Origin of the sequence: Proteus sp. G2674, from assembly GCF_009915195.1 — a bacterium.
GTDB lineage: Bacteria > Pseudomonadota > Gammaproteobacteria > Enterobacterales > Enterobacteriaceae > Proteus > Proteus mirabilis.
The window spans coordinates 31,453-43,237 of record NZ_JAABLS010000017.1; the positions used below are offsets into that span (position 1 = coordinate 31,453).

The window sequence follows — 11,785 nt, forward strand, 5'->3', positions numbered from 1 at the left end:
ATTCACCTCATAAAACGAACTAAAAATTATTTTTCTGGCGTTGCATTACCCGTTGATAATGCGGGAATGACTGGAGAGCATGGTAGTAATAACATGCTTGATAATGATGTGATATTGTCAGGCATTTGTAATTCACATTGCTTTTCTCCGGCCCAATAAACAGAGAGTGTCTCTTGAGGAGAAATACCAACCAACCACGTCACACCATCTTCTCCAACAATGCCTAATTCACGGTTATCGATATTACGTACACTGGCACCAAACGGCGGATTTTTACCATTATTCAACGATAAAATGGCAAATAGCTTTTCACCTTTCATCACTGATAAGCTGCGATAACCAATCGCGCCTTTGGTTAAGGTGATATCCGTCGTTGATTGCAATGTTTCTAGATTCTCCGGTAGCTGGCTGGTATTAATCGATGCTGTCGATTTACGATAACTATTCACGTTAGGAATAACCGCAAGCCCAAAACGGTTAGTTTTGATCACACCGCTATCTAGAGGTACATCTCTCACCCCTGGTGTTTCAACCATTAGACGCGTGTCGCCATTCGCGCTACGGTGTAAAGCGACCCCATGAGCCGTCGCGGTGATCCCACTGTTAATTGAAGCCCCAAAACTACGATATTGTTGCGGCACATAACTAGCGTTCGCCGATAAGTTAGCTTGCGATAAGTCACGTGAATAATAGCCACTGATACTCGATTGACTTTCCATATTTTGTCCGTGATTATAGCCAACATTCAGGCTGTAATTATCACGGTCGCTATAGCCGCTATACCCAATACTATGGTTATATTGGGTATTACCCCCGGCGCGCGAATACAGCTCGGAAAAGGTAATATTGTGCCCGTTATACAAAGGAATCGTTAAATACAGGTTGATCGCATCATCTCTATACCCGTTATTACGCTCAGTACGCATTGCCGATAATGAAATATTGGCATCTTGCTGTGATAGCATGGGAATACTGATATTGGTGCTGGCATATAATCCATACTGTGTCTGTGGCTTATCTTGCCAATAAGTACTGTATTGATAATTCAGCGATAAATTGAAATTATCAAAATACTTATTCAAATAAATTTGATAGTTTTCTTTTGGTGCTCGCACCACGTACCCTGTCCGCTCTTGATCCATAAACTGAGTGAGGGTGCGGTAATTTCTATCCGCAAATCGGTAACCCGCGAAGGTAATATCCGTACGTAACGCATCAAACGACTTTGCATAGTTGAGGCGAAATGAGCGTCCTTGCAGAGTTTGGTTGGTAAAATGGGCGAAAGACTGTGTAATATCGAATGACAAAGCACCGAAAACAAACAAGTCTCGACCAATACCAATCGCCGCAGTTTGGTAATCACTATTAAGTTGTGAGCCCCCATATAGTGACCATGCATTGGACAAACCATACGACAATTCACCACCAATTACAGGTTTACCGGTCAGGTTATGGCCGTCATAGCGTGTTTTACCTGCAACTAATTTATAAATAATGCGTCCGGGACGGGTTAAATAAGGTAGCGAGGCCGTACTAATGCTAAATTTTTTCTCTTCGCCATTTTCTTCACGCACCGTCACATCAAGTACACCACGTACACCACTGTCTAACGTCTGAATACGGAATGGGCCCGGAGGTACTGTAGTTTCTAAAATAATTCGATCTTGGCTACGAACAATGACCGTAGCATTGGTATTTGCCACACCAATAATTTCTGGTGCATAACCTACTAATTTAGGCGGTAACATACGGTCGTCACTTTCTAAGGAAAGACCTGTGTATTGCCATGACTCAAATACAGCGGAATAGAAGTAGTTTTCCCCAATGGTTAAAATGGAGGCAAGTTTCTTCAAAGACGTAAACGCATATAATCGGCTAAAATCAAAATTATGCGTTTCTTGTGGATTACTGCCGCCGTGCTGCTTTTGATAGGTCGCGTTATAGTCGCCACGTAAACGCCAAACACCTAGGTTAATACCCGCCGTACCATTAGCAGATAAATAAGTACGCTTGTTGCCTTTGTTCTCTTCGGTCACCGAAACATTCGCGTTGTAATCAACAAAAGCCCCATTAATCCCTTCTTCCCATAATGCAGGTGGTGTCCAGTTAGGATCACGATATTCCATCCATAATTGTGGAATGGTGATTTTCAGTGATAGCGTGGGCAATTCAATTATCGATTGCATACCTTTTAATGCGGAAAGATCGAGGCACTGGCCATTATCATAAGTCGTGACTTTTTCTTTTGCCGAATCTTTCAAACCAATCAGATCCAATAAATTAGCCGGTATACAAGTTGCTTGGTGCTGAGCATTTTGTTCAAGGACCGCAATATCACGAGGCGCGCCTAAGCGCTGCCCGTTAACAAAAACGGTTAATACATAGTTTCCGGGAGGCACATAACCGGCAACAGAAAATTGGCTCATATCCACGTTTTGCATATCTTCTGCATCCAATACATCTGTATTGAATTCTGTTGCATACACCGTGCATGCACTGACGCTCACCGCCAATAAAACGGCCAGCCTTATTTTGCTAAGTTTGAACATCATGCTCTGTACCATCCCCAAGACAACAAAAATGCCGTCCTCAATGTTATTATTGAAGAAGTGTTTCTATGCTTTATTGATAATCGATAAAAAAACGAACTAGCCCCTGATAACTTCCTGCTTGTAACGGTTTCCCAGTCAGCTCTAGCCGTAAAAAATAACGTAAAAAGAGGGTTTGCCCTGATTTACCTTGCCGTAACACACTCTTAAACAAAGGGTAGCTTTCTCCAGGTATCAAGATATTTTTCGTGTTATCAAGCACAGAGACTCCTAAACCTTGGGAAGGCCCTTGTAAGACAAATGCATGGATATTGTCAGCTCCTTGCCCATCAAAACGTATCGTCCATGTTTTGCTATCAATAGTGCTATACACACTGCCACAATCACGAAGCTCAATATCAAACGGCCGAGTTTGTTGCTCTCGTTCTACTGCCGTTGAAAGCTTTGTCATCGTTAAAGATGAAAAATCGACCGTTTGATAACGATTTGACATCACAATCGAACATGGCGTTGAGATCACACTGCCAACAAGTTGAGTCACCCCTTCATGGCGCATACCCACCTCTTTTGCGGCAAAAACTGGTGTACCACCAAAGATAAGCGAAAATAAGATCCCTGTTATTTGCAGACCAACATGTTGATAAACAGTCACTCATCTCTCCCTAACAGGCATCAAAAATCCGCCCGTAATCTGACTGCTAACAAACAAAAACTGTTTGACGGCGGTCACTAGAGGTTGTTAAATATTCGAAGAAAATCAATTTATTGATTTTCAATTGAAAATACGAAGAGGGAGAAATTACCGTTTGCCCCTCTTCGTGAGCAAGATTGGCCGCCAGTGTTCGCTGGCGGTCAATTTATCGACTTATTGATATGTGATACGGAAGTTAGAGATAGCACTGAATTTACCTTCAGCTACATCTTTAGTTGTATCAACTGCTTTAGCTAGTGCCTTGAAAGTTAATGTGTTATCACCAGTTTGGTTTGCAATACGAGGTAATACGTCAGTCGCTTTACCGAATTCGAAACCGTCGATCAAAATACCAAGGTTGTTTGTATTTCCTGTTGAAGTTGCCAACAATGTATTGTCTTTATCTGCATAAGTTTGACCAGTAAATACCAATTCCATTGATTTCACTGCTACAGGTTTACCTTCAGTATCTTTGCCAAAGTTAGCAAAATCACAGCCTGTAAATTTGATATCGAAATCTGCTTCCGCCGCTTTACCACTTTCTAATGCTTTACGTGACAACTGCCCAAAATCAACAGTTTGTTTCAGAGAAGACTGCTCAATATTGCAAGGTGTGTTAACAACAGAGCCCAGAAAGTTAATTGTCCCTGTGTTATCGGCCATTGAGCTGAATGGAACAACAGATGCCGCAAATACAGTTGCAATCGCTAATTTAGTTAATTTCATTTATTTTTCCTTCTAATAAAAATATAATAGAAACCATTCACTCTTTTAAATAAAGGGTGTTAGTTTCATTTTTTGAAATGTAAAAGTTACAGCATGAATAACAGCATCATCCTGTTGCTATTTAAGTCCCTTATTTATCGCTAAGCGATATAGTTGATCCTATAGACTATAAATAGACTATAGGATATTTTTCATACTCATTATTAAATAGAAAAGTAATCTTCTATAGAAAGTGCTTTTTTTCCTGTATTCTCATTTCCATCATTTCACCTGAGTAATTAATCATGACGGAGAAAAAAAATTCTGACCAATTTTTCCCTAAAATATTGAGCATAACATCGAGAGTTTCTATATTAATGCCGGATTCGCCTCGTTCATAGCGCGAAATTTGTTGCTGACTAATCTGCATTAATTTGCCCAATTGATGTCCTGTGAGAGATTGATTCTTTCTTGCTTTTTTTAAAAAGCTTCCAATCTCTTTTCGTAATAACTCTTTATTTGTTGTCATAATATAAACCAATAATAAATAGTTTACTCAATTTATCTTAATATCTTATTACTCTTAAAAAATAACTCTGTAAGAAGATAAAAATGAAAAAAACGTTACTTTTAAATCGAAAAAAACACTTAACTGGAATTGAATATAGGGTTAACCACGTCAAGAGTAAATACGTTTATAACGATCGATTTTAAAACTTTAATAGGTAATGGCTATCAAAAAGGAATTATTGATCGTTGTATGCAATAATAAATTTAACTTAAGTCAATAATATCAATATATTGAGGAAATAACCCATAATAAGGGTTTTTGTTATACTCATATTATGGGTTATTTATATTCAGTGTAAGTTAATATAATTAACGATATTTTCATTTTGTTAAAAATTTAATTTTTTGATATAATTTCCTTATTTTAAAATAAAACATAGTCATTGTCTGAAATAAGCTACTATTCCAATAGGAGCTTATTTCAGACAATGATGTTGCATGCAAAATGCAGTATCGCTTCGTAGTTCTCGACTTTCTTCTTTTAACGCGTCAGTTCGCGTCGATAGCGATTCATTTAGCTATGCGTTCTTTCCACAACCAATACGAAAGTATTCAGTAATCTATGTTGTTATATAAAACAACGGTGATAAAATACACTATCGTTCGTTTGAAGTGAGGCTAGCATGAAAAAGAACGAATTAATTCAAGCAACAAAACCAACTCGCGCTCAACTTATTCGTTCGGTCGCAATCTCTACGTCGATTGAAACAGGGGAGGAGTTCCATCGACTTGAAGAAGAGATGAAAGTGAAGCGTGAGAAGTTTGGGCATTTGAAACTTGCGATTTAGTTTTCTTTTAAGGTTTCATTCTAATTTCTCTTTTTTATTATCTAATAATGACAATTTTTGTGAGCTATAAAATGTTTTTTATAAGTCACATAAATATGTGATCTATTACTAACTTTACTGTGCTAAGTTTGACGATATAAATATCCCATGTTAACGTCCTAGTGAACGTAGGGATTGTAATAGTACCTGGCTTACTACACAAAACCCATTTGTAGATGAAAAGTATTTTTTTGTCTACAAATGGGTTTTTGCGTTTTTAAGCCTTAATAAAAGAAAATTTTTGAGCATGCCAGATGAACATGAAAATTAAAAAAATATTAAATAACAGTGTTGTGATCTCTCTGGATGAAGCAGAAAAAGAAATTATCGTCATGGGAAAAGGGATTGCCTACGCCAAAAAAGTAGGTGATGAGATAACATCTGAACAAATAACCAAAAAATTTATCTTAAGTCCTAAAAATTGTCCGCAGAGAGTGCTCGATCTTTTATCGAATATTACGTTAGATTACGTAGAAATTGCGGACAATATTATTCAGTATGCAAAAGAAAAAATGACCTTAGATACACAAGATAGTATCTATATTGCATTGATTGACCATATTCAAGCCAGCATTGAACGGTATAAAGAAGGGACTTTTATAAGAAATAAAATATTGTGGGAGATAAAAAATTTTTATAGCGAAGAGTTTGATATTGGTCTTTATGGCTTAAAATTAATTAATGATAGATTTAACATTTCAATGCCAGAAGATGAAGCAGGATTTATTGCATTACATATCGCCAGTATTAGAACAAACGATAATGTTCAGCAAACCTACAAAGTGACCCACTTTATCCAAAGCATTACTAATATAGTCAAATATTATTTAAATATAGAGTACGACATAGGATCGTTAAATTATCGTCGTTTTGTGACACATCTTCGCTATTTCTCTATCCGATTATTTTCACAACCTGAAAATGATCACGAACCTTTAGAAAATGAGTTACTCGATATAATAAAAGACAAGTACCATCAACCTTATATGTGCTGTTTGAAAATAAGTAAATTTATTAAAGATAAATATAATTACACCTTAGATGACAATGAAATTTTATATCTAATAATCCATATTGCAAAAATTGCAGAGGATAATAAAAAGATGAATAAATAAAAAAATATGCCGTAATAATAAATCATTTAAATTTAGTTGGTTAGGTGATAACCAACTCTATCCATATATCTTTAATTTATTTTTACAGAATAAATAAAAGGCAATGCTATGAATTATAAAGAATTTGCAAAACAAATTCTCGCTATTGTTGGTGGCGAGGATAATATAAAGTCATTAGTACACTGCTCCACTCGATTACGTTTTACATTACATAATGAAGATAAAATTGATCCTTCAAAAGCCAAAGCAAATAGTAAAATATTATCTGATGTGATGAAGGGAGGACAATATCAACTGGTTATCGGTAATGATGTTGATAAAGTATTTAATGAACTAACAAAAATGATAAAAACAAATAATACTCCTCATGATAATAATAAAGACCAGAAGAAACAATCTATCGTAAATAAAGTATTATCAGCAATTACTGGCTCTATCGCTCCGGTTATCCCTCTGTTAGCGGGTGCCGGTATGGGGAAAGTGTTACTTATTGTATTAACGATGCTAGGTTGGTTGGATAAAAGTGACCAAACCTATTATATCCTTAACTTTATCTTTAATACGGCCTTCTATTTTATGCCGGTATTTATTGGTTTCTCGGCGGCGAAAATATTTAATTGTAACCAATATTTAGCTGCAATGGTCTGTTTGGCGATGGTCAGTCCTGAATGGACAAGCTTAGTTAAAGCCGGTGAGCCTGTCGAGTTTATGCATATTCCTGTCGCTTTGGTTAAATATTCATCTCAACTGATCCCTGCTTTAATTACTGTTTGGATGATGTCTTATATAGAACGCTTTATTGTTCGTATTGTGCCAGAAATGGTTAAAGTATTTATGGTGCCTTTATTGGTGATTTTAGTTTCGACACCCATTGCGTTGATTGCGATCGGTCCTGTCACTTCATGGTTCGCTCAATTAATTGCTGATGGGGTGATCTTAATCCAAGAGCACACCGGTTTTATTGCTATTCCATTATTAGTGGCTATTTACCCATGGTTAGTATCTATTGGTATGCATAAAGCACTTAGTCCTGTCAGTATTATGTTAGTGGAACAAAAAGGCTTTGACCCGATTATTCGTGTTATGGCGCTATGCTCCAACATGTCTCAGGCTGCTGCTTCTTTAGCTGTTTCTGTGCGTACTAAAAACAAAACCTTAAAACAATTAGCTTTTTCTGCCAGTATTACCGCCTTTTTTGGTGGTATAACTGAACCCGCTATGTATGGGGTGAACCTCAAACTGAAAAAACCAATGTACGCTTGTATGATTGGTGGTGCTATTGCAGGATTATTTGCTGGTATTGTTAAGTTAAAAGCGTTTGTCTATGTTACTCCGGGGTTATTAAGTTTACCAATGTGGATATCTGATACAGATAACCAAGTGGTAAATGCAATAATCACCTTATTGATTGCCAGTGTAGCCACTTTTATTGCAACGCTTATTATTGGTTTTGATGATCCTACTGACGACCCAATCCGTGACGAAGAAGAAAATAATAAACAAGCTGCATCAACCAACAAAAAACCACAAATAGCGAATAGCAAATTACCTGTTGGGTTAATTTCACCTCTACAAGGTAAAACGGTTGCACTTTCAGAGGTTAATGATGAAACATTTGCTTCTGGCATTATGGGACCTGGCATGGCAATTATCCCCACAACAGGAAAAGTGATTGCACCTGCAGATGGCGTTGTTGATATTACCTTTTCTTCTGGTCATGCGATTGGCTTAACACTGGTTAACAATATTGAAATGCTGATCCATGTGGGGATTGATACCGTTAATTTAGCGGGACAGCACTTCACATGCTGTGTTGTTAAAGGTCAGAAGGTGACAAAAGGTGATACGCTAATAGAATTTGATTTAGATGCGATAATAGCAGCAGGCTATGATCCAACAACGATGATCATCATTACTAATGATGATAATAAGCTAGACGTTGTTCAGACCGATAAAAAACATGTCGACCAAAATACAGTTTTACTAACCGTAGGTTAAAACAATATGAATAACAAGCTGATGGTAAATAACGATTATTGCGCGACTATTTTTAATGGAAGAATTAACAGAGGTACTTCTTCATGATCTATGCTGATTTACATGTTCACACAAACCATAGTGATGGTGTTTGTGAAATAAAAGATGTCCTTGAAAATGCATTTAGAAACGGCATTAAGACTATTGCGATCACCGATCACGATACTACCAATCATTACGACGAAATTTACCGAGAAGGGGAGCGTCTTGGATTAAATATCGTCAAAGGTGTTGAAATGAGTTGTTATGACTTTGACGTTTATAAAAAAGTCCATGTAGTGGGACTTTGGCTTAACGAAAAAACGCCCAATGTTGACAAGCTGTGTGATAACACTCTCAACTGTCGTGATCAGTTTCACCGAGAATTAATATTATCTCTCAATCAACAAGGCTACGATATTTGTTATGAAGATGCGAAAAAGTTTTCAAAATATAATATCGTTTTTAAAATGAATATATTCCAGGCATTGAGAGAAAAATATCCAGAGGAAATGACCAAAGAGCGTTATAAACAACTTTTTGGCTCTAAAACAAAAATAGAAACAGACTTAAAGATGGGGTATATCCCTGTTGATGAAGGAATTGCTGCTATCTTACAAGATGGTGGTATTCCTATACTTGCTCACCCATGTGTCTATGACAACTATGATGAAATAGAAAAATATGTCCAGTTTGGATTGAAAGGATTAGAAATAAGTCATTCTAGAATGAAACCTATCGACTATGAACTGACCCAAAACTATGCTAATAAATTTGGTTTGCTAAAAAGTGGCGGTAGTGACTTCCATGATCCTGCGTTACTTAAATTTGGCGATTTTGGCCTAAATCAAACACAATTTGAGACTTTAAAAAAAGAAGCAAATAAGTAATCAGTTGTTTGATTTAATATGGTGAAACGATTAAACGTCCAAATTGTTATTGGGCGTTTTTTAAGCTCTTTATTTTCCAACCCTATCAACTTTACTCATTTAATATCCTTAGTTACTATTTCTCACTATCCTTTTATTTTTAAATTATCGATAGTTGTAAGTCGATTATTTAGGCAATAGAATTCTTTCTCTTTCTATACCTGGCTCAGCCTATTTCAAAATCAATTTACTGAATTTCAGTAAATTGATTTTTCTTATTATATTCTTATCAAATTTTAATGCTGATGTTTAATTAATAATAGCGACATTTTTTAAGAAAAATGAACGTTGTAATTATTAAAAAAACATCAATTACTTAATTTTATCTTATTGAGATGCTCTTTTTTTGATTGTGAATATATCGCAAAAATTAAAGCAAACTAAATTAATTTGACTTAAGTGAAAATAATTAACACGTATTGCGTGTAAAATTGCATTTATTAACGAATTTAGACTAAGTAATTTTACTATTGAATTTATTCATTTTTTTCTACATACATGAAACAAAAAATAGATAAAGTTTTAACAAACAATAGTTGTAAACTATCGTATTTTGATTATCTATCGTTTTAAACATGTTTACATAAATTGATAAGCAAACTATTGTCTCTGCAAATCAGATGTAAATCGTATTTTAAATTTTTCTATTTAAATTTATTAATGAGAATAAAGTAAGTGGTAATTTACATATACGAAGGTGGCTTTTCATGAATATCGATAAGAATAGAGGATCTGATTCTTTATTATTAAGGAAGAATATTGGAAATTTTATTAGAGAATCTCGTATACGTAAATCTCTAACAGGAGCCCAATTAGGCGAATTACTTGATGTGAGTCAGCAACAAATATCAAGATATGAAAATGGAATAACAAGTATCAATATTGAAACATTAGATATGATATTAAAATTATTGGATGCTGACTGGTCTGAGTTTTATCGAAAAGTTCTTGTCGTAGATATTATAAAACATAAATTAAAAAATAGTGATTCGTTTCCATTCTATTTGCGTGTTTAGATGATTTATATCATCTGTACAAATACAGTTTAAATTTTATATAAAAATTTAAATAGTCATAAGTTTTTAAAAGTAATGGAAGTAACAATATCATCTCTGGATGGGATGAGGATAATGTGTGTAACTATATATCATAGTTAATTTTTTAACGCTTTAATTCCTACGTTAAATATAAAGGTAAAAATATGAAATTGAATAAATTAGCGATGTTCGCTATTGCATCAATGGCTTTTTCTGCGACTGTTGCTCAAGCGGCTTCAGGTGATGGTACTATTACTTTCACTGGTAAAGTTATTGATGCACCTTGTGGTATTGCTACCGAAAGTGCTAACCAAGCTATCGATTTTGGTCAAATCAGCAAAAGCCTATTAGAGAAAGATGGTATTTCTCAAGTTAAACAAATCCCAATTAAATTGGTTAATTGTGATTTAACTAAAGCCGGTTCTGATACTGGTGCTGCTGGTTCTTATAAAGGCGTAAAAGTAACCTTTAATGGAAATACTATTACTGGTGCAACAGAAGAGTTAGCAACAACTGGTAATACAGGGACTGCTATTGTTATTTCAGGAACAACAACTGGTTCAATGGTTAAATTCAATGAAGCAGGTGAATTACAAGCACTGGGTAATAATGATAATACGCTGATGTATACAGCTTGGGCTAAGAAAGCAACAAACGGAACAATTGCTGAAGGTGAGTTTAACGCTACAACAAACTTCACATTAGCCTATGAATAAAAAATATTAAATTTAACGAGAGCAGTTAATCTGCTCTCGATTATTTAAGGCCAAAATCTATGTTTAAAAAAATCATAATATTATTATTTTTCACTAAAATCTTTTCAACATATGCAAGCGGAGCTGTATTGGATAAATATATCCCATCAGATAAAGTTTGGTGGCAAGGAACAGCAAAGTTTTTAGGAAAAGTAATTTCGCCTGCTTGCACATTAGATATGGATAGTAAATATCAATTGGTTGATCTAGGTACTATACCTGTTAATAAAATGAACAATAATGATGATTTATTAGCGAGTAAAAAAATAAAAATAAAACTATCTGATTGCCAATTTATTAATAAGACTAAAAATATCGATAAAGTGAAAGGCGTTACGTTAACATTTTATTCAGATGTTAGTGGATCTAAAGCTGATTTATTTTCATTTAATAACAGTGATGAAGTCTATTTTAAAATAATAGATGAATATGGATATAGCGCTAATTCTGGAGAGTCATTACCATTAATATATGTTGATGGGGATAATACATATCTATATTACAAAATAGACGTTGTAAAAAAGTTGGATGTAATTACTCCTGGTGATTATTATGCAAGCGTTTTATTCAAAATAAATTATGAATGATTAG

General features: G+C 35.0%; 11 protein-coding genes and 1 pseudogene. 7 read left to right on the plus strand and 5 right to left on the minus strand.

The features are described from left to right. Nucleotides 1-26: 26 nt before the first annotated feature. The 5 genes and pseudogenes from GWI58_RS07575 to GWI58_RS07595 all read right to left on the minus strand — a co-directional run. Nucleotides 27-2,564, minus strand: a complete 2,538-nt coding sequence (locus GWI58_RS07575; protein WP_110229479.1) for a fimbria/pilus outer membrane usher protein — start codon at nucleotides 2,562-2,564, stop codon at nucleotides 27-29. A 58-nt stretch (nucleotides 2,565-2,622) separates the two neighbouring features. Further along, on the minus strand, nucleotides 2,623-3,201 hold the full coding sequence (locus GWI58_RS07580; RefSeq protein WP_036895536.1) for a fimbrial protein: 579 nt from the start codon (nucleotides 3,199-3,201) through the stop codon (nucleotides 2,623-2,625). A 213-nt stretch (nucleotides 3,202-3,414) separates the two neighbouring features. Then, a complete protein-coding gene (locus GWI58_RS07585) occupies nucleotides 3,415-3,966 on the minus strand; it encodes a fimbrial protein (protein ID WP_036895535.1) in 552 nt (183 codons plus the stop codon). A gap of 223 nt (nucleotides 3,967-4,189) precedes the next feature. Continuing rightward, nucleotides 4,190-4,474, minus strand: coding sequence for a helix-turn-helix domain-containing protein (locus GWI58_RS07590; protein ID WP_036895534.1), 285 nt, complete (start codon nucleotides 4,472-4,474; stop codon nucleotides 4,190-4,192). A 462-nt stretch (nucleotides 4,475-4,936) separates the two neighbouring features. Beyond that, nucleotides 4,937-5,053: pseudogene (locus tag GWI58_RS07595) on the minus strand (IS5/IS1182 family transposase); the annotation flags it as partial. An 85-nt stretch (nucleotides 5,054-5,138) separates the two neighbouring features. Between GWI58_RS07595 and GWI58_RS17705 the strand changes: the two are divergent. From GWI58_RS17705 to GWI58_RS07625, 7 genes are all read left to right on the plus strand, one after another. Beyond that, nucleotides 5,139-5,303 (plus strand): hypothetical protein, encoded by a 165-nt coding sequence (locus GWI58_RS17705; protein ID WP_187357461.1) that lies wholly within the window; start codon nucleotides 5,139-5,141, stop codon nucleotides 5,301-5,303. 293 nt (nucleotides 5,304-5,596) lie between these two features. After that, nucleotides 5,597-6,457: a BglG family transcription antiterminator LicT gene (gene licT / locus GWI58_RS07600; RefSeq protein ID WP_161769048.1), complete on the plus strand. Its 861-nt coding sequence runs from the start codon at nucleotides 5,597-5,599 to the stop codon at nucleotides 6,455-6,457. Between the two features lie 108 nt (nucleotides 6,458-6,565). Beyond that, nucleotides 6,566-8,455: a beta-glucoside-specific PTS transporter subunit IIABC gene (locus GWI58_RS07605; RefSeq protein WP_161769049.1), complete on the plus strand. Its 1,890-nt coding sequence runs from the start codon at nucleotides 6,566-6,568 to the stop codon at nucleotides 8,453-8,455. 83 nt (nucleotides 8,456-8,538) lie between these two features. Next, the gene (locus GWI58_RS07610; RefSeq protein WP_161769050.1) at nucleotides 8,539-9,363 is read left to right on the plus strand and encodes a PHP domain-containing protein; all 825 of its coding nucleotides are present in this window, start codon (nucleotides 8,539-8,541) and stop codon (nucleotides 9,361-9,363) included. A gap of 746 nt (nucleotides 9,364-10,109) precedes the next feature. Further along, nucleotides 10,110-10,418 carry a helix-turn-helix domain-containing protein gene (locus GWI58_RS07615; protein WP_004244333.1) on the plus strand — a complete coding sequence of 103 codons (309 nt, stop codon included), beginning with the start codon at nucleotides 10,110-10,112 and terminating at the stop codon, nucleotides 10,416-10,418. A 185-nt stretch (nucleotides 10,419-10,603) separates the two neighbouring features. Beyond that, nucleotides 10,604-11,155: a fimbrial protein gene (locus tag GWI58_RS07620; RefSeq protein ID WP_004244332.1), complete on the plus strand. Its 552-nt coding sequence runs from the start codon at nucleotides 10,604-10,606 to the stop codon at nucleotides 11,153-11,155. A 59-nt stretch (nucleotides 11,156-11,214) separates the two neighbouring features. Further along, on the plus strand, nucleotides 11,215-11,781 hold the full coding sequence (locus GWI58_RS07625) for a fimbrial protein (protein ID WP_004248677.1): 567 nt from the start codon (nucleotides 11,215-11,217) through the stop codon (nucleotides 11,779-11,781). The last annotated feature ends 4 nt before the right edge of the window (nucleotides 11,782-11,785 follow it).